This window comes from Bradyrhizobium lupini (genome assembly GCF_040939785.1).
GTDB lineage: Bacteria > Pseudomonadota > Alphaproteobacteria > Rhizobiales > Xanthobacteraceae > Bradyrhizobium > Bradyrhizobium canariense_D.
On record NZ_CP162553.1, the window covers coordinates 4,085,386 to 4,102,503 of the forward strand.

General features: G+C 64.7%; 17 protein-coding genes. 6 read left to right on the top strand and 11 right to left on the bottom strand.

The window, feature by feature from the left end:
* Window positions 1-238: 238 nt before the first annotated feature.
* Window positions 239-1,135, bottom strand: coding sequence for a peptide chain release factor N(5)-glutamine methyltransferase (prmC, locus tag AB3L03_RS19240; protein WP_085348402.1), 897 nt, complete (start codon window positions 1,133-1,135; stop codon window positions 239-241).
* 89 nt (window positions 1,136-1,224) lie between these two features.
* Here prmC and AB3L03_RS19245 point away from each other — a divergent pair, with 89 nt between their 5' ends.
* Window positions 1,225-1,644, top strand: coding sequence for an HIT family protein (locus AB3L03_RS19245; protein ID WP_247407319.1), 420 nt, complete (start codon window positions 1,225-1,227; stop codon window positions 1,642-1,644).
* Here the strand turns inward: AB3L03_RS19245 and AB3L03_RS19250 are convergent.
* The 4 genes from AB3L03_RS19250 to AB3L03_RS19265 form a co-directional block, all read right to left on the bottom strand.
* Window positions 1,641-2,339: an ABC transporter ATP-binding protein gene (locus AB3L03_RS19250; protein WP_018452888.1), complete on the bottom strand. Its 699-nt coding sequence runs from the start codon at window positions 2,337-2,339 to the stop codon at window positions 1,641-1,643. The genes AB3L03_RS19245 and AB3L03_RS19250 overlap by 4 nt on opposite strands.
* Complete coding sequence (locus AB3L03_RS19255; protein ID WP_368506885.1) at window positions 2,336-4,183, bottom strand: ATP-binding cassette domain-containing protein; 1,848 nt, start codon at window positions 4,181-4,183, stop codon at window positions 2,336-2,338. Before AB3L03_RS19255 ends, AB3L03_RS19250 begins: the two co-directional genes overlap by 4 nt.
* A gap of 11 nt (window positions 4,184-4,194) precedes the next feature.
* The gene (locus tag AB3L03_RS19260) at window positions 4,195-5,070 is read right to left on the bottom strand and encodes a branched-chain amino acid ABC transporter permease (protein ID WP_247820904.1); all 876 of its coding nucleotides are present in this window, start codon (window positions 5,068-5,070) and stop codon (window positions 4,195-4,197) included.
* 99 nt (window positions 5,071-5,169) lie between these two features.
* Window positions 5,170-6,504: a substrate-binding protein gene (locus AB3L03_RS19265; RefSeq protein WP_018452891.1), complete on the bottom strand. Its 1,335-nt coding sequence runs from the start codon at window positions 6,502-6,504 to the stop codon at window positions 5,170-5,172.
* 269 nt (window positions 6,505-6,773) lie between these two features.
* Here AB3L03_RS19265 and AB3L03_RS19270 point away from each other — a divergent pair, with 269 nt between their 5' ends.
* Entirely contained in the window at window positions 6,774-7,370 is a 597-nt protein-coding gene (locus AB3L03_RS19270) for a hypothetical protein (RefSeq protein ID WP_368506886.1), read from the top strand.
* Between the two features lie 175 nt (window positions 7,371-7,545).
* On the top strand, window positions 7,546-7,953 hold the full coding sequence (locus AB3L03_RS19275) for a helix-turn-helix domain-containing protein (RefSeq protein ID WP_345946345.1): 408 nt from the start codon (window positions 7,546-7,548) through the stop codon (window positions 7,951-7,953).
* 33 nt (window positions 7,954-7,986) lie between these two features.
* Here AB3L03_RS19275 and prfA read toward each other — a convergent pair whose 3' ends face one another.
* The 3 genes from prfA to AB3L03_RS19290 form a co-directional block, all read right to left on the bottom strand.
* Entirely contained in the window at window positions 7,987-9,072 is a 1,086-nt protein-coding gene (gene prfA, locus AB3L03_RS19280; protein ID WP_085348398.1) for a peptide chain release factor 1, read from the bottom strand.
* A 56-nt stretch (window positions 9,073-9,128) separates the two neighbouring features.
* Window positions 9,129-11,396, bottom strand: a complete 2,268-nt coding sequence (gene ptsP / locus AB3L03_RS19285) for a phosphoenolpyruvate--protein phosphotransferase (protein WP_026232414.1) — start codon at window positions 11,394-11,396, stop codon at window positions 9,129-9,131.
* Between the two features lie 269 nt (window positions 11,397-11,665).
* Entirely contained in the window at window positions 11,666-12,922 is a 1,257-nt protein-coding gene (locus AB3L03_RS19290) for an aspartate kinase (RefSeq protein WP_085348397.1), read from the bottom strand.
* A 150-nt stretch (window positions 12,923-13,072) separates the two neighbouring features.
* Between AB3L03_RS19290 and AB3L03_RS19295 the strand changes: the two genes are divergently transcribed.
* From AB3L03_RS19295 to AB3L03_RS19305, 3 genes are all read left to right on the top strand, one after another.
* A complete protein-coding gene (locus AB3L03_RS19295) occupies window positions 13,073-13,540 on the top strand; it encodes a PH domain-containing protein (RefSeq protein WP_018452897.1) in 468 nt (155 codons plus the stop codon).
* Between the two features lie 14 nt (window positions 13,541-13,554).
* Window positions 13,555-14,328 carry a bifunctional 2-polyprenyl-6-hydroxyphenol methylase/3-demethylubiquinol 3-O-methyltransferase UbiG gene (ubiG, locus tag AB3L03_RS19300; protein WP_162496295.1) on the top strand — a complete coding sequence of 258 codons (774 nt, stop codon included), beginning with the start codon at window positions 13,555-13,557 and terminating at the stop codon, window positions 14,326-14,328.
* A gap of 251 nt (window positions 14,329-14,579) precedes the next feature.
* Window positions 14,580-15,479, top strand: coding sequence for an EamA family transporter (locus tag AB3L03_RS19305; protein ID WP_368506887.1), 900 nt, complete (start codon window positions 14,580-14,582; stop codon window positions 15,477-15,479).
* On the opposite strand, the gene AB3L03_RS19310 is transcribed toward AB3L03_RS19305, so the two are convergent.
* Genes AB3L03_RS19310 through grxC form a run of 3 tightly spaced genes read right to left on the bottom strand, consistent with a single transcriptional unit; the run spans window position 15,476 to window position 17,108 of the window.
* Window positions 15,476-15,961: a DUF1178 family protein gene (locus tag AB3L03_RS19310; RefSeq protein WP_368506888.1), complete on the bottom strand. Its 486-nt coding sequence runs from the start codon at window positions 15,959-15,961 to the stop codon at window positions 15,476-15,478. The two genes, AB3L03_RS19305 and AB3L03_RS19310, sit on opposite strands and share 4 nt — an antisense overlap.
* A complete protein-coding gene (locus AB3L03_RS19315) occupies window positions 15,958-16,836 on the bottom strand; it encodes a carbon-nitrogen hydrolase family protein (protein ID WP_085348371.1) in 879 nt (292 codons plus the stop codon). The genes AB3L03_RS19310 and AB3L03_RS19315 overlap by 4 nt, the downstream gene beginning before the upstream one ends.
* Window positions 16,833-17,108 carry a glutaredoxin 3 gene (grxC, locus tag AB3L03_RS19320; protein WP_368509060.1) on the bottom strand — a complete coding sequence of 92 codons (276 nt, stop codon included), beginning with the start codon at window positions 17,106-17,108 and terminating at the stop codon, window positions 16,833-16,835. The genes AB3L03_RS19315 and grxC overlap by 4 nt, the downstream gene beginning before the upstream one ends.
* Between the last annotated feature and the right edge of the window lie 10 nt (window positions 17,109-17,118).

Here is a 17,118-nt window from a genome sequence, read left to right on the forward strand (position 1 = left end):
TTGCGTAAGTCTTCAAGCGCAATATCAGGCTTTCGTTCACGTTGCGGTCGGTAAGCAGCGCAGCTCAAATGGCCATCGCGCTCAACAGGACCTGCGGCTTGGAACCATTATCAGTAAGCTCTCGCCCGAGAGCCCGGCTTTCGCCCGTAGGTCTACGGGGCCGGCACCGATGTGTTGATAGGAAGGTAGTCGTTCCCAAGGGATATTCCAAGAGGTTTTTTGCAGCCCAATCCGGCTTTTATGGGGGCATTTTCCGGGCCGAAACCGCCCGTGGGATGCCCGCCAGATCGGCCTTGGGCGGCCTGTCCACGACCAACGCGGCAGCCGTCATCAAGGTTTCAATATTGCGGGCCTGGCCCTGTCCGGCCTCGACGATCAGTGCTCCGCCGGGAGCGAGACGTTCAGTCGCCTGCGGGATCAGGGCGCGATAGGCGTCGTAACCGTCATTGCCGCCGTCGAGCGCCAGGTGCGGATCGTGCTCGCGCACCTCGATGCTCAATTTCGGAATTTCGGCCGACGGGATATAGGGCGGATTCGACACGACGAGGTCGAACGGGCCGCGGAGCGCCGCTGCGTAGGAGCAGCCGACGAAGCTGGCGCGGTCGGCGAGGCCAAGAGCCGCGGCGTTGTCTCTGGCGGTCTTGAGCGCGGTCAGACTGAGATCGGTGCCGACGCCGACGGCGCCGGGAATTTCGTGCAGCAGCGCGAGCAGGATGGCGCCGGATCCGGTGCCGATATCGGCGATGCACGGGCGCCGTCCCGAATTCGTAAGCCCATGAAAGATCTCGAGCGCCAGTTCGACCACGGTCTCGGTATCCGGCCGCGGGACCAGCGTCGCCTCGGATAGCTGGAACGGCAGGCCCCAGAATTCCCGAGCGCCGAGAATGCGGGCGACGGGCTCATGCGCGAGCCGGCGCTGCGCATACGCTTCCAGCCGCGCAGCCTCTTCAGGCGCGAGTTGTCGGCCCGCCTGCGTCACCATCCCGGTCAGATCAAGCCTCAGCGCAGCTCCGACGAGCAGGCGCGCATCGAGGGCGGGCTGCTCGATGCCGGCCGATTGCAGCCGTGCCGCAAGCACGCGCCGCGCACTCTCGATGCTGTGTCCGGGATCGAAATCTGTCGCCAATGGAACCATCCTGCCTAGCATCGTGGATAGATCGGCTGGCTTGCTTGCGTCAATGAAAAGGAGCGCGTCAGATCGCGCCTCGCAACCAAGGAGGGTCCATGACGCCCTACGACGATCAGAACGTCTTCGCAAAGATCCTGCGTGGCGAGATCCCCTGTTTCGAGGTTTTCAGGGACGACCGTAGCCTCGCCTTCCTCGACATCATGCCGCGTTCGCCCGGGCACACGCTGGTCGTTCCCCGGGCGCCGGCACGCGGCATCCTCGACATCGCGGATGACGACCTCGCCGCGGTCGCCCGAACCGCCAAGCGGATCGCGATTGCCGCGATGAAGGCGTTCGACACCGAGGGCATCATCCTTCAGCAGTTCAGCGAGCCGGCCAGCGGCCAGGTGGTCTTTCACCTGCACATGCACGTCATGCCGGTCAGGGCCGGAATCGAGCTGCTGCCGGCGCAGACGCGCAAGGAGGACACGGCGGTGCTCGCCGCTCACGCCAGGCGAATGATCGCCGCTCTCTAGACGCCGAGATAGCGCTGGAGCAGCTCCGGCTGGGCCTTGAGCTCCCGCGCCGGCCCTTCGTGCACGATATGTCCGTTGTTGATGATGTAGATCCGTGTCGCCAGCGCCAGCGTCGCCGCCAGGTTCTGCTCGACCAGCACGATGGTCTGGCCGGCGGCGGCGAGCTCGCGGCAGGCCTTGACCAGATCGTGGACGATGACGGGCGCGAGTCCCTCGAACGGCTCGTCCAGCAGCACGATCTTGGGATCACGCACGAGCGCCCGTGCGATCGCGAGCATCTGCTGTTCGCCCCCGGATAGCTCGGTGCCGCGGTTGTTGCGCCGCTGCTTCAGCCGCGGAAACATCTCGTAGATGCGATCGAGCGGCCAGCGTTTCGGCGCGGTGATGCCGGCGAGGACGATGTTTTCCTCCACCGACAGGCTGCCGAAAATGCGGCGTTCCTCGTGCACGAGCTGCATGCCGGCCTGCGCGATTCTGTGGCTCTTGCGCCCGGCGATATCGATGCCGTCGAATTTCACGCTGCCGCTACGCGGCGTCACGACGCCCATAAGGCTCTTCAGCGTGGTGCTCTTGCCGGCGCCGTTGCGTCCGAGCAGCGCCACCACCTCGTGACGCTCGACATGCATGGCGACGTCGAACAGGATGTGGGAGTCCCCGTAATAGCTGTTCAGGCCGTTGACCTCGATCAGGCTCATGCCGCGATCTCTCCGTGCACGCCACCGAGATAGGCTTCCTGGACGGCGGCGTTGGCCTTGATTTCCTCCGGCGTGCCGGAGACCAGCACCCGGCCTTCCTGGAGCACGGTGACGCGCTCGACCAACTCAAACAGCGAATCCATGTCGTGGTCGATGATGATCATGGTACGGCCGCGCGCGATCGACTTGAGCAGCTTGACGGTCTCGAGACGCTCTCGCGGGCTCATGCCGGCGAGCGGCTCGTCAAGCAGCAACAGGCGCGGCGACGTGGCGAGCGCAAGCCCGATTTCCAGCCTGCGCTTCTCGCCATAGGCGAGCTCGGACACGGGCGTGTCGGCACGACGGGTCAGGTTCACCAAAGCGAGCGTGTGCGCCACCTGCTCCGTCAGGCCCTTGACGCCGCCGAGCGTGCGGAACAGGTCGAGCCGGAATTTTCCGCGCAGTTCGGCAAGGGCTGCGATCGTCAGGTTCTCCCGCACCGTCAACCCGGTGAAGAGCTGGTTGACCTGGTAGCTTTTGGTCAGTCCGAGCTGGCAAACCTCGGTGACCTTCAATCCCGTGATGTCGCGGCTCTCGAACACGATCTGGCCGGAGCTCGGCGCGATCTCGCAGGTCAGCATCTTGAAAAAGGTTGATTTGCCGGCGCCGTTGGGGCCGATGATCCCGCGCAGCTCGCCCCGATTGACGCTGAAATCGATGTCGCTGTTGGCAACGAGGCCGCCATAGCGCTTGGTCAGGCCGGTGGCTTTCAGGATCGGCCCGGAATAGGCGGGGTGCTCGACCTCCTTGGCCTGCATCGGCGCCGGCGGAGGTTGCAGCCTGGCCTCGGTGTCAGCGGCGTCCTGCTCCATCTCCGCATCCGCCTGCTTTCGCTTTCCCAAGACGAGGCGGTAGAGATCGGCAAGGCCGCCGATGATGCCGCCGCGCAGGAAGCAGACCAGCAGCACGAACACGACACCCAGCACCAACTTCCAGGCTGCGCCGAGGCCCAGTGCGGACTGCAGGAAGTCCTGAAGGAACAGCCAAACGGTTGCGCCGACCAGCGGTCCGAACAGCGTGCCCCTGCCGCCGATGGCCGTCTGCATCACGAGCTGGCCCGAGGTGTCGAAGGTGAAGGCGTCGGGCGGCATGAAGGCCTGGAGCACGCCGAGCAGTCCGCCGGCGAAGCCCGCGTAAGCGGCTGCGATCACGAAGGCGGTCAGCTTGTAGCCATGGATGTTGTGGCCGACCGCCGTGGCGCGCAGCGGATTGTCGCGGATCGCACTCAGAACCGCGCCGACCGGCGAGCGCACGACCCTGAGGGCGATGACGACGCCGACGAAATAGCACAGCGCGATGAACTGATAGAGCGACCAGCCATTGGTGAAGTGGATGGAGGTGAAGCCGAGATTGAAGCTCGGCGTCGGCACGCCGGGCAGGCCGTTTTCGCCGCCGGTGAAATCGGAAAGTGGATTGAATTCGACGAAGAAGAACACTTCCGCGATTGCCACGGTGATCATCGCGAAATAGATGCCGGTGCGGCGCAATGCGATCAGGCCGATCAGGTAGCCGGTCGCTGCGGCCGCGATCATGCCGATGAGCAGCGCGCCCAGCACGTTGCCGAAGCCCGCGCGGGTCAGCAGGTAGGCGGCGACGAAGCCGCCGGTGCCGTAGAAGGCGGACTGGCCGAACGAGAGCAGGCCGGTGAAGCCGAACAGGATGTCGAAGCCGAGCCCGAACAGGCCCCAGACCAGGATCCTGTTCACGGTGTTCGGCGCGAAGCCGAGATGAGGCAGCACGAAGGGGGCTGCGATCAAGCCGATCGCAGTCAGGGCTTCGATCAGGAAGGGGCGTTGCTTGAGCATCAGGTGATCGCTTACTCGCGGCCCTGGACGCCGAGCAGGCCATGCGGTCGTACCACGAGTACGAGCGTCATCGCCGCAAACAGCATCACATAGGCATAGCCGGGGTTGAACATGGAGGTGACGCTGATGATCTCGCCGGCGATCAGGCCGCCGAGAATTGCGCCGGGGAACGAACCGACGCCACCGATCACCACCACCACGAAAGTCTGGACCAGGATGTCGTCACCGATGCCCGGTGTCAGCGACACCACCGGCGCGTTGACGATGCCGGCAAAGCCGGCGGCCATTGCGCCGATGCCGAAGACCGCCATGAAGACGCGATAGACATTGATGCCAAGCGAATCCACCATCACCGAATCCTCGATGCCGGCGCGCACAATCATGCCCAGCCGGGTCCGGTAGAGCACGATGAACAATGCGCCGAGGGCGATCGCGACGATGCCGACGACGGCGAGGCGGTAGGTCGGATAGAACATGAAGCCGAGATTGGTGATGCCCTGGAATAGCGCCGGCGGCGGCACCAGCTGCGACTGGCTCGAGAAGATCAGGCGCACGAGCTCGACGAAACAGATGCCGAGCCCGAAGGTCACGAGCAGCTGATCCTCGTGCGGACGATGATAGAAATGACGGATGATGACGCGTTCCATGAGAACGCCGAGCAGCATCACGAATAGGGAGCCCGCGATCACGGCAAGGATGAACGACTCCGTGTACTGATAGGCGACGAAGCCGGCATAGCCGCCGATCATGAACATCGCGCCGTGTGCGAGGTTGAGCACGCCGAGCGTGCCGTAGATGATGGTCAGGCCGGAGCTGATCAGCGCGAGCAGGGCGCCGAGCGCGAGCCCGTTGAAAAGCTGTGAAACGAGGTTGGGCCAACTTATCATGGGACAATCGCTGTTGTGGCGCGCGCTGTTGCGCGTCAGAAAAAGGCGACGCCGCGGGACCGGAGTGCAGTCCGCGGCGTCACAGGGGTTGGCGAGGTCTCAGCTGTAGTCGCCGAGATGGCAGCCGAAGGCGTCGGGCTTCTGCATCAGGCCCTCACCCGGGACGATCTCGACGACGTCGTACCAGTCTTCCTTGTTCTTCATGTCCTTCTGCTGCTTGCCCTTGACGATGATCACCGGGCGGACGCATTGGTGATCCTCCGGGCGGTAATGGACGTCGCCGACCAGGGAGGGGATCGTCTCGCCCTTCTCGTAGGTCTTGATCACGTCAGGCGGACTGAAGCTGCCGGCCTGCTCGCACATGTGCGCCCAATGCGCGAAGCTGACATAGGCGTTCTCGGCGCCCCATTCGGGCTTGTAGCCGTACTTCTTCTCGAACGCTTCGTTGAACATTTTCGCCAGCGGGAACTTGTCCTCGATGGTCCACCAATAGTCGGTGGCGGCGTAGACGCCCTGCATCAGGCCCCCGGTCTCGCGCGCGATGAAAGGCACCTGGTACGGCACGACCAGCTTCATCTTGTCGAGCACGCCAAACTGCTTGGCCTGTTGTGTCGACAGTACCGCGTCGTGGCCCCAATTGACGTTGATCAGCACGTCGGCGCCGGAGTTGGCGACGTTCAGCAGGTATGAGGAATAGTCGGGGGCGCCGAGCGGGGCGACCTGGTTGGTCACGGTGGTCCAGCCGGCGGTCGCCAGGAAGTCCTGCATCGATTTGGTAACGGTGTGGCCGTAGGTGTAGTCGGGAGTCAGATACGCCGCCTTCTTGCCCTTGCCGAACTCACGTACCATCACCGGGCCGATCGCTGCGGCCGCAGTCTGGCCGTAGAAGTTCTGGCGAAAGCCGTAGCGGACGCAATCCTTGCCAGTGGTATCGTTCGAGCCGGAAATGCCGCACACGAAAATCACATGTTCGCGCTGGGCGAGCTTGTTCAGCGCCACCGCAACGGCGCTCGACGTGCCGCCGGTGATCATGATCGCCTTGTTCTCGCTGATGAAGCGCTGCTGCGCCTGCACCGCCTCGTTCGGCTTGGCCGCGGAATCGGCGACGCCGAACTTCAGCTCCTTGCCGAGCACGCCCTTGCTGGTCTTGGGCGAGATCTTCTTGATCAGCTCGTGGCCTTCATTGATGTGCTCGATCGCGAGCTGGTAGCCCTTGAGCTCGTCTTCACCCTGCACGGCATAGGTGCCGGTGCGCGGCACCGAGATGCCGATGAAGGCGGTGGAGCCCGAGACCCCTGCGGGGTAGGAGCCGATCGCCGGCTTGTCCTCGGCAAACGCCGGCATCCCCGGCAGAACCGCGCCACCGATGAGGCCCGCGGTGGTCTGAAGCAGGCCACGGCGCGAAAGGCCGCGGCGGATGAGATTGTCAGTCATGATCGTTTCCTCCGAACGTCGTTCTTGTTTGCAGGCAAAGCACGACCTGTCCGACGGCAGCCGGCCTCGAAGGCCTGTCCGCGCCGGGCACGTCACATCCGCGTGTAGCTCTTGGACGTAAGCATTGCTTGTGAACACCTTCTGTCAATTTCGTCTTTGGTCGAACGCCGAAAATTATCTCGTGAAAACATATCGCATCACGATATATATTAGCCTTTGTGAGTACGAGGCTGGTGGGTTCGGCGAGAGAAATGGCGCGGCAGACGACAGTGGCGGGTACCCGAAAGCGACGGTCGTGGCCGCAAGATGCGGAGCGGCAGGAGGCGGCGTGGCCGGAAGAGGTGAGCGGGCAGCGGGCGACACCGCAGTCCGGCGATGCCTCGCGCATGCCCGATCCGCGCAACTGGCCGGCCGGCCGGCGCGGGCCCGCCGTCGGCCCCGTTCAGGCGAAGCGCGCGCCCGGTCCGATGCAGAAGCTGAGCGTGCGCGCCCAGAACGTCCTCAAGGAACTCGCGGTCGAGCTCACTGCCGAGCAACCGCCGAAGGGGAATTGGTCGCCCTCGCGCGAATTGCTGCTTGCGCTGACGGCCGAACGCCTCGCGACCGCGCGCAATTGCGGTCCTCACACGATGAGGGAAATCATCGACTGGGCGCAGGGCTGTGGCGTGACGATCAAGCCGGTGATCCCGCCCGGCGGCTCGCTGTCGCAGATGTGGGCCGAGTTGATTAGCAATGCATCCGCGGGTGCCTTGACCAGCGCCGAGATTGCCGGCGCGCTGCAGCGCTCGATCCGGCGAAAGAGCGTCCGTATCCCGATCGCGTTCCAGGTCATCCTGGTGAAGATCCTGCTGTCCAGCTTCGAATAGGTGGCGATATTTGTGTGTCCGGGGCGCCGGTCGGTTGGTTCGGCTTGGCCTTCCTTGCTAGTCTCGGTGAGGCCGCCCGTTGCACCGGCTGGCTCGACGTCGCAGGCAGGGAATGGCCCCATCGAAGCGGAAGACGACACGCCCGGCGCGTGCTGTGCCCACAAAGGGTGGCGCGATGCGCGAGGCCGACTACGGGGCGCTTGCGCAGTTTCGCTATCAGCTCCGAACCTTCCTGGCCTTCAGCGAAGCCGCGGCCCAGAGCGCCGGCTTGACGCCGCAGCAGCACCAGGCGCTGCTGGCGATCAAGGGATTGGCTGCCCCTGACGGCGCCAGCGTCGGCGACATCGCGCGCTTCCTGCTGATCCGGCACCACACCGCGGTGGAGCTGGTGGATCGCATGGCGAAACTGAAGCTGATTGGCCGGGAAGCCGACCCGGATGATGCGCGGCGCGTCCTGGTCAAGCTGACAGCGAAGGGCGAGCGGAAGCTGCGATCCCTCTCGCGCATCCATCTGGACGAGCTCAGCGCCGCCGCGCCCGGTTTGGGCAAGATCCTGCGAGCGTTTCGAGCCAAGAGACGCTGAGGACACGCTGAAGAAAGCGCGAAGCCGCGAGCTCTACGCCGCCGCGCCCTGAGCGGCGAGCTGCGCGGCCTGGTGCTCGGTGGTCAGCGCGTCGGTCAGTTCGCCCAGCGCTTCGCCCGCCATCACCTGCGGCAGCTTATAGAGCGTCAAATTGATGCGGTGATCGGTGACGCGTCCTTGCGGGAAATTATAAGTGCGGATGCGCTCGCTGCGGTCGCCGGAGCCGACCTTCTCCTTGCGCTCGGCCGAGCGCGCCGCGTCGAGGCGTTGCTGCTCGGCGTCGTAGATGCGCGAGCGCAGGATGTTCATGGCGGAAGCGCGATTCTTGTGCTGCGAGCGGCTATCCTGCATCATCACCACGATGCCGGTCGGGATGTGGGTGATGCGGATCGCTGATTCGGTCTTGTTGACGTGCTGGCCGCCGGCGCCTCCGGCGCGCATCGTCTCGATACGCAAATCATCGTTCCGGATCTCGACGTCGACCTCCTCCACCTCGGGCATCACGGCGACGGTGGCGGCAGATGTGTGGATGCGCCCCTGCGTCTCGGTGTCCGGCACGCGCTGCACCCGGTGCACGCCGGACTCGAACTTCAGCTTCGAGAACGCGCCGCGGCCCTGCACCTCGGCGATGATTTCCTTGTAGCCGCCGACGCTGCCTTCGCTGGCCGAGATCACCTCGACCTTCCAGCCCTGCAGGGCCGCGAAGCGCTCGTACATCCGGAACAGGTCGCCGGCAAACAGCGAAGCCTCGTCGCCGCCGGTGCCGGCGCGGATTTCCAGCACCACGTTGCGATCGTCCATGGCGTCCTTCGGCAGCAGCGCGACGCGGATCTTCTGGACCAACTCCTCGATCTTCGGCGTCAGCTCGCCGCGCTCGGCTTCCGCCATGGCGCGCATCTCGGCATCGGTCGCGGGATCGGCGATCAGCGCCTCGGTGTCGGCGAGCTCCTTGAGGGCCGAACGATAGGTCTTGACCGCTTCGATCAATGGCGTGAGCTCGGCGAGCTCACGCGTGATCTGCACATAGCGTTCGGAGGCGAGCTGACCGAGCGATTCGGCCTCGAGTGAGGCGTGATGCGCGAGCAGGACGTCCAGTTTGGCTTCGGGGAGTGACGACATCGGTTCGGTCTCAAATGCGGAAAAGGGCGAGGCGGCAGGAGGGGGCGACAGGCCCGCTACAAGGCCAGGCCTTCGGCCTCGGCAAATTCCGTCAGCTTCTGCCGGATCGAGACGCTGCCGGCGGGCGCGTCCAGCAACGGCCCGAGCATCGCCTCGGCCTTCTTGGCGTCGAGATCGAGCACCATGGCCTTGACCGGGCCGAGCGCGGTGGCCGAGAGCGACAGCGAGCGATAGCCCATCCCGATCAGCGCCAGCGCGCCGATCGGTTTCGACGCCATCTCGCCGCAGAGCGACAGCGATTTGTTCGCGGCTTGCGTCTTGCGTGCGATGTCGCGAAGCGCGCGCAGGATCGGCGCCGACATGGTGTCGAAGCGCTCCGAGACTTTCGCGTTGCCGCGGTCGACCGCGAACAGGAACTGGAACAGATCGTTGGAGCCGACCGAGATGAAGTCGACCTTCTTCAGGAGCTCGTCGAGCTGATAAAGCAGCGCCGGCACCTCGACCATGGTGCCGATGTCGATCCGCTCCGGCAGCGTGTGGCCGTGCTGGCGCAGATAGGTCAGTTCGCGTTCGACCAGCGCCTTCGCAGAATCGAATTCACCCACCTCCGAGATCATCGGGAACATGATGCGCAGCGCGCGGCCGCCGCCGGCGCGCAGCAGTGCGCGGATCTGCCCGCGCAACAGGCCGGGACGGTCGAGCCCGAGCCGGATCGCGCGCCATCCGAGCGCGGGGTTCTCCTCGATTACCGCCTCCATATAAGGCAGCGCCTTGTCGCCGCCGATGTCGAGGGTGCGGAAGGTGACGGGCTTGGTGCCGGCGGCATCCAGCACGGTGCGATAGAGCGCGAGCTGGTCGCTGGTGCGCGGCAGGCTCTGGCCGACCATGAATTGCAGCTCGGTGCGGAACAGGCCGATGCCGGCGCTGCCGGTGTCTTCGATGTGCGGCAAGTCGATCGCTAGACCCGCATTGATCATCAGCTCGACCTTCTGGCCGTCCTTGGTGACGCAGGGCCGGTCGCGCAGCGCCAGATACTGCGCCTGGCGGCGGGCCCGGAAGCGCACGCGCTCGGCGAAGGCCGCTTCGACCTCCTGCGATGGGCGCACATAGATCATGCCGGAGGTGCCGTCGACGATGACGGCGTCGCCGGGATCGGCGATACCAGGCGCGTTCGGGACTTCGCCGACCGCGGGAATGCCGAGCGCGCGCGCCACGATCGAGACGTGGGAATTGGCGGTGCCTTCCTCCAATATGATGCCGCGCAGGCGCTTGCGGTCATAGTCGAGCAGCGCCGCCGGGCCCATCGCGCGCGCGATGACGATGGCGTTGTCGGGCAATTGTTCGCGTGACGGCGCGTGATCCTGGCCGACCAGCTGTCGCATCAGGCGATAGCCGAGATCCTCGAGATCATGCAGCCGGTCGCGCAAATAGGGATCTGTCGAGCGCAGCATGCGCGCGCGGGTGTCGGATTGCACACGCTCGACGGCGGCTTCCGCCGTGAGGCCGGTGGCGACCGCCTCGTGCAGCTTGTGCGACCAGCCCTGGTCGTTGGCGAACATGCGGTAGGCTTCCAGCACCTCGCGATGCTCGCCGCCCTCGGCGACGTCGCCGCGCTCCAGCATGCGGTCGAGATCGGCGCGCAGCTTGGCGAGCGCGGTGTCGAGCCGCTTGATCTCCTTTGGCAGGTCCTCGGCGATGTAGTCCTTGATAACCACGCGCGGCTCGTGCAGCACGACATGGCCGAGTGCGATGCCTTCCGACAGGATGGCGCCGACCTTCTGCGCCGAATGGCGCGCCGCGGGCTCATGGCCTGGCTGGGCCAGCGCAGACAGCTCGCCGGAGGCGATCAGCTCCGCCAGCACCATCGCGGTGGTCTGAAGCGCCTCGAGCTCCTCCTCGACATAGTTGCGCTTGGCGCGATTCTGCACCACCAGCACGCCGAGCGTGTTGCCGGCGCGCAGGATCGGCACGCCGAGGAAGGAGTGGTAAATCTCTTCGCCGGTCTCCGGGCGGAACGAGAAGGCCGGATGGCTTTGCGCATCGCTTAGGTTGAGAGGCGTTGCCTCGCTCGCGACCAGGCCGACCAGGCCCTCATGGGCGCTGAGCACGGTGTGGTGCACCGCCTCGCGGTTGAGGCCTTCGGTGGCATAGAGCTCGAGCGTGTTGTCGACGCGCAGCACATAGACCGAGCACACCTCGGCCACCATGTTGGCGGCGATCAGCACCACGATCTTGTCCAGCCGCTCCTGGGCCGAGACCTGCTCCGCCATGGTTTCGCGGAGCCGTCTCAACAAGACGCGGGGACCTCCCGACGCGCTCCGCATGAACCGTCAATCTCCTCCGTCTGCCGGGGCCGAAAGGACCCGCGGCGGCTCGCCCAGAAATCCAGAAAAACAACAAATTTGCTCGTCCGGCGCCAGCCCCGGCGGTTGCCTGGGCCGAATCAGCACCGCCTCAACTGGGGCACAGTTTCTGGCAGCCCACCCAGTTCGCCGTATAGCGAATTGGGGCTTGTTTTGCCAAGCAAAACGCCTGCCAAACGCGAAAGTGTGGACACCTTCGCGTTTGCTGCGACCGCTAAGAGAAAATTAGCCTAAGCCTGATCGAGACCGTAGAGCGTGTGCAGGGTGCGCACCGCAAGCTCGGTATAGGCGGTGTCGATTAGAACCGAGAATTTGATCTCGGAGGTTGTAATGGCCCGGATGTTGATATTCCGTCCTGCGAGGGCCGAGAACGCCTGGGCGGCAACGCCGGCATGGCTGCGCATGCCGCTGCCGATCACCGAGATCTTGGCGACATCGGTAGCCGTGTCGAGCCGGGCATAATTGATCTGGCTCTTGGCCGCGGTAATCGTCTCCTTGGCCCTGGTGTAGTCGGCGGCCGGGACCGTGAAGGTGAGGTCGGTGGTCTTCCCGTCCTCGGAGACGTTCTGCACGATCATGTCGACGTTGATGTTGGCATTGGCGAGCGGGCCGAAGATCGACGCCGCCACGCCGGGCTTGTCCTCGATCTGGCGTACCGAGATCTGGGCCTCGTCCTTCGAAAAGGCGATGCCGGTGACGATGTGGCTTTCCATGATCTCCTCCTCGCTGCAGATCAGCGTGCCGGGCGGCTGGTTGGCATGCGGGTCGATATCCTCGGGCTTGTCGAAGCTCGAGCGGACGAAAATTGGCATGTTGTGGACCATGCCGAGTTCCACCGAGCGGACCTGGAGCACCTTGGCGCCCTGGGAGGCCAGCTCCAGCATGTCTTCAAATGCGATCTTGTCGAGCCGGCGCGCCTTCGGCACGATTCGCGGATCGGTGGTGTAGACACCGTCGACGTCGGTGTAGATGTCGCAGCGGTCCGCCTTCACGGCGGCGGCGATCGCCACGGCCGAGGTATCGGAGCCGCCGCGGCCGAGCGTGGTGATGCGGTTGGTCTCGGGGTTGATGCCCTGGAAGCCGGCGATCACGGCGACTTCCTTGCGCTCCCTGAAGCGCTTGATGATCTCGCTGCCGTCGATGCCCTCGATCCGGGCCGAAGCATGGGCGTCGCTGGTCGTGATCGGGATCTGCCAGCCCTGCCAGGAGCGGGCCTGGATACCCATGCCCTGAAGCACGATGGCAAGCAGGCCGGACGTCACCTGTTCGCCCGAGGCGACCACGGCGTCGTATTCGCGCGCGTCGTGCATCGGCGAGGCCTCGGTGCACCAGGCCACCAGCTCGTTGGTTTTACCGGACATCGCCGAGACGACCACGGCCACTTCATGGCCGGCGTCGACCTCACGCTTCACATGGCGTGCGACGTTGCGGATACGTTCGATGTTGGCGACGGACGTGCCGCCGAATTTCATCACGAGGCGGCTCATGACGACGCGTGCATTCCTTCATAAGGATCAGTATGGTGGCCCGCACTGGACGGGCCTCGCGGACACCGACCGCGCGTATACATAGCGGCGGGGCCGGGGGCAAGCGGGTTCCTGCGGGGCAGGGTGCGGGGTAGTGGGTTAACCGAGATCATGGCGCGCTATATCGACGAGATCCTGCAGCCTGGCGAGAAGGTGCTGTATTCGACCAATGCGCACTGGATCTTCTATTTTCCGGCGATCCTGGCCTGGATCGTGGCGCTGGTCCTGTTCGTCCTGTCCCGGCAAACCACCGTCGAGGGGCTCGTCATGCTCTGTCTGGTTGCGGCCGGCCTGGTCGCTCTGGCGGCGCTGTACTGGACTGTGAAGGGCTGGTTCCATCGCTTTACCACCGAGACCGACGTGACCAATTTGCGGGTCGTGCACAAGACCGGCTTCATCAAGCGCCGCACCTTCGAGATGGCGCTGGACAAGGTCGAGAGCGTCGATGTCGATCAGACCATTCTTGGACGAATTCTCAACTACGGCGACGTGACGATTCGCGGCGTCGGCGAGGGGATCGAGACGATCAAGACCATCGCCTCGCCGCTCGCCTTCCGTAGTTCGATCACCACGCGGTAGGACCGCGCGTAACCATGAGCATGCAGCAAGATACTTCCGTAACCGCAAGCACCTCGCCGGGCTCGACCGTCGATGCCGCCGAGATCGCGAAATTCTCAAAGCTCTCGGCGGAGTGGTGGGATCCCAACGGCAAGATGGCACCGCTGCACCGGATCAACCCGCTGCGGCTCGGCTATATCCGCGATGCCGCCTGCCGCAAGTTCGAGCGCAACGCGCGCAGCCTCAACTGCCTCGGCGGTCTGCGCGTGCTCGACATCGGCTGTGGCGCCGGCCTGCTCTGCGAGCCGTTGTCGCGCCTGGGTGCGCAGGTCATCGGCGTCGATCCGTCGGTCAGCAACATCGCGGCCGCCAAGCTGCATGCCGACAAGGCGCACCTCGCGATCGACTATCGCTGCACCACGGTTGAGGAGATCGACCCGCGCGAGCGCTTCGACATCGTTCTGGCGATGGAGGTGGTCGAGCACGTCGTCGACGTCGGCGTTTTCCTGAAGCGCTGCGCCGCGATGCTGAAGCCGAACGGCCTGATGGTGGTCTCGACGCTGAACAGGAACTGGAAGAGCTTTGCGCTTGCCATCGTCGGCGCTGAATATGTCCTGCGCTGGCTGCCGCGCGGCACCCACGAGTGGAACAAGTTCGTCACCCCCGACGAGCTGACGAAATACCTGCTCGACAACCGCCTGGTCATCACCGAGCAGACCGGCGTCGTCTACAGCCCCTTCGCTGACAAATGGACCCTCTCGTCAGACATGGACGTGAACTACATGGTGGTGGCGGAAGGCATGGTGTGAGGCGTTGCCGCTTCCAAACATTCGGCGTCGTCTGACGAAAGCCAGGGTCTAGTTAGGCGAAAACTGATAATTACGAGTCTTCGCCAAACCACTCCCTGGGGTAATGGGTCCTGGATCTGCGCTTCGCTTGTCCAGGACGACACCGAATTCGTCAGGCAAGCATCGCACCCATGACATCCGCGTGATTGACCTGCTTGAGCGCGAGCGGCACGTTGACTCAACGTCCTCTCGCTCCCAGCGCAGTCCCACCCATGTTGACCATCGCCAGCCTCTGGATTCCCTTCACCGTCATTGCCTCGCTTGGCCAGGTCGCGCGCAATGCGATGCAGCGGTCGCTGACGAAGCCGCTGGGGACCTGGGGCGCAACCAATATCCGCTTCCTGTTCGGCTTTCCGTTCTCGCTGCTTTTCCTGGCGGTGGTGCTGGTCGCCACCGGCGATCATCTCGACATGCCGCCCGGTGTGTTCTGGCTGTGGCTCCTGCTCGGCGCGCTCAGCCAGATCGTCGCGACCGGCCTGATGCTGCTCGCCATGAACGACCGCTCCTTCGTGGTGACGACGGCCTATCTGAAAACCGAGGCGATCCAGACCGCCATCTTCGGCTTCGTCTTCCTCGGCGATCATCTGACATGGCTGAAGGTGCTTGCGATCGTGATCGCGACAATCGGCGTCGTCATCACCGCGCTGCGGCCCGGCGGCGAGAAGAGCTTTGCCGAATTGAAGCCGACCATCACCGGCCTCGTCGCGGCCGCGGCCTTCGCGCTCTCTGCGGTCGGCTTCCGCGGCGCCATCATCAACGTGCCTGATGTCTCGTTCGTGACTGCGGCATCGTTCACGCTGGTGCTCGGCCTGTTCGTGCAGACGCTGATCCTGACGGTCTATCTGCTCTGGCGGGCGCCAAAAGTGCTTCAGTCGATCCTGAGGCTTTGGAAGCCATCGCTGCTCGCCGGCTTCATGGGCGCCTTCGCCTCGCAGTTCTGGTTCCTAGCGTTCGCGCTGACGGCCGCCGCCAATGTCCGCACCCTCGCTTTGATCGAGGTGCTGTTCGCGCAAGGCGTGGCGTACTATTCGTTCAAGCAGCCGATCGCGCCGCGCGAGATTATTGGCATCGTGCTGATCGTGGTCGGCGTGGCGGTGTTGGTGGGAGTCTAATTCCGATCTTCCGGCAGCGTCGGCAGCGGCGACACCTCGATGCCTTCGTCGATCAGCGACTTGGCCTCGTCGGGCGAGGCCTCGCCATAGATCGGACGGTGCTCCTTGTCGCCGTAATGCATCGCGCGGGCTTCGGTGGCGAATCGCTCGCCGACATTGTCGGCGTTCTTCACGATGTGATCGCGCAGCTCCTTGAGCTTGGCGCGCAGCTCGCGCTCCTGCGCCATCAACAGCGAGGTCGGTGCGGATTGCGCAGCCTGAGGCGCGGTCGCCGTGGCGGTGGGCTCAGGCGGCGGCGTGGCGCGTCCGCGGCCCTTCTTGCCGACGATGCGCGGCGCCATGATCGCCTTGTCGACCTTGGCCGAGCCGCAGATCGGACAGGTCACGAGCTTGCGCTTCACCTGCTGGTCGTACGCGGCCGAGCTCTGGAACCAACTCTCGAAGTCGTGGCTCCGGTCGCAGCGGAGCGCGTAGCGGATCATGCCGATCCCCGCACCAGGTGCAGATGATCCGGCCCCGCCTTGGGGTCGGCGACGCCGAAGCGGCGGCCGTGCTGGAGTGAGGGTATCGCGCGGCGCGCGGTCTCGACCTTGGCCGGATCGATTTTTGCCATGATGATGCCGGGCTCGACATCGCCTTCGGCGAGGATCTCGCCCCAGGGATCGATGATCAGCGAATGGCCATAAGTCTCGCGCTTGTTCTCGTGCAGGCCTGCCTGTGCCGCGGCGAAGATGAAGCAACCGGTCTCGATCGCGCGCGCACGCAACAGCACGTGCCAATGCGCCTCGCCGGTCTTGCGGGTAAAGGCCGAGGGCACCGTGATGAAGTACGCGCCGCTTTCGGCCAGCGCGCGGTAGAGCGCGGGGAAGCGCACGTCATAACAGATCGTCAGGCCGACGCGGCCCCAGGGCAGGTCGGAGATCACGGCCGTCTCGCCCGGCTGGTAATTGGCGGATTCGCGATAGCTCTCGCCGTCAGGCAGCTCGATATCGAACATGTGGATCTTGTCGTAGCTCGCGAGCACATTGCCCTCGGGCCCGATCAGGAACGAGCGGTTGACCGCTTTCTCGTCCGAAAAGCGCAGCGCCAGCGAGCCGACATGGATGTGGATCTTCAGTTCCGCCGCGAGCGCCCGGTACGCCCTCAGCGAGCTGTCGTCGTCTTGGCTCTGGAGGTGCTCGAACAGGGCCTTGCGGTTGAGCTGCATCATGTTGCTGACTTCGGGCGTCTGCACGTAGTCGGCGCCATTGGCTGCAGCCTGGCGGATCAGCCTGGTGGCCTGCGCGAGGCTGGGCTCGGGCATGAGGCCGGTGCGCATTTGCACCATCGCCGCCGTGAAGGTCCTGTTGTCGCTCATGACTCCGCCTTGACGCTTTCGAGCATGGCGTCGAGCTTGCCTTCGCGATCGAGCGCGTAGAGCTCGTCGCAACCCCCGACATGGGTTCCGGCGATCCAGATCTGCGGGAAGGTCGAGCCCTCGCCTGAGCGATCGTACATCTCCTGGCGCCAGGACGGGTTCTTGGCGATATCGAACTCCGTGAACGTCGCCTTCTTTCGGGTCAGCAGCGACTTGGCGGCGGAACAATAGCCGCAGCCCGGCCTCGTGTAGATCTCGACAGCAGCGGTCATCTTGTCTGGC

What these genes read in the sequence shown, in the direction of transcription:
- prmC (WP_085348402.1), bottom strand. Translation starts at nt 1,135, where the DNA reads ATGGTTCCATTGGCGACAGATTTCGATCCCGGACACAGCATCGAGAGT.
- AB3L03_RS19245 (WP_247407319.1), top strand. Translation starts at nt 1,225, where the DNA reads ATGACGCCCTACGACGATCAGAACGTCTTCGCAAAGATCCTGCGTGGC.
- AB3L03_RS19250 (WP_018452888.1), bottom strand. Translation starts at nt 2,339, where the DNA reads ATGAGCCTGATCGAGGTCAACGGCCTGAACAGCTATTACGGGGACTCC.
- AB3L03_RS19255 (WP_368506885.1), bottom strand. Translation starts at nt 4,183, where the DNA reads ATGCTCAAGCAACGCCCCTTCCTGATCGAAGCCCTGACTGCGATCGGC.
- AB3L03_RS19260 (WP_247820904.1), bottom strand. Translation starts at nt 5,070, where the DNA reads ATGATAAGTTGGCCCAACCTCGTTTCACAGCTTTTCAACGGGCTCGCG.
- AB3L03_RS19265 (WP_018452891.1), bottom strand. Translation starts at nt 6,504, where the DNA reads ATGACTGACAATCTCATCCGCCGCGGCCTTTCGCGCCGTGGCCTGCTT.
- AB3L03_RS19275 (WP_345946345.1), top strand. Translation starts at nt 7,546, where the DNA reads ATGCGCGAGGCCGACTACGGGGCGCTTGCGCAGTTTCGCTATCAGCTC.
- prfA (WP_085348398.1), bottom strand. Translation starts at nt 9,072, where the DNA reads ATGTCGTCACTCCCCGAAGCCAAACTGGACGTCCTGCTCGCGCATCAC.
- ptsP (WP_026232414.1), bottom strand. Translation starts at nt 11,396, where the DNA reads ATGCGGAGCGCGTCGGGAGGTCCCCGCGTCTTGTTGAGACGGCTCCGC.
- AB3L03_RS19290 (WP_085348397.1), bottom strand. Translation starts at nt 12,922, where the DNA reads ATGAGCCGCCTCGTGATGAAATTCGGCGGCACGTCCGTCGCCAACATC.
- AB3L03_RS19295 (WP_018452897.1), top strand. Translation starts at nt 13,073, where the DNA reads ATGGCGCGCTATATCGACGAGATCCTGCAGCCTGGCGAGAAGGTGCTG.
- ubiG (WP_162496295.1), top strand. Translation starts at nt 13,555, where the DNA reads ATGAGCATGCAGCAAGATACTTCCGTAACCGCAAGCACCTCGCCGGGC.
- AB3L03_RS19305 (WP_368506887.1), top strand. Translation starts at nt 14,580, where the DNA reads ATGTTGACCATCGCCAGCCTCTGGATTCCCTTCACCGTCATTGCCTCG.
- AB3L03_RS19310 (WP_368506888.1), bottom strand. Translation starts at nt 15,961, where the DNA reads ATGATCCGCTACGCGCTCCGCTGCGACCGGAGCCACGACTTCGAGAGT.
- AB3L03_RS19315 (WP_085348371.1), bottom strand. Translation starts at nt 16,836, where the DNA reads ATGAGCGACAACAGGACCTTCACGGCGGCGATGGTGCAAATGCGCACC.
- grxC (WP_368509060.1), bottom strand. Translation starts at nt 17,108, where the DNA reads ATGACCGCTGCTGTCGAGATCTACACGAGGCCGGGCTGCGGCTATTGT.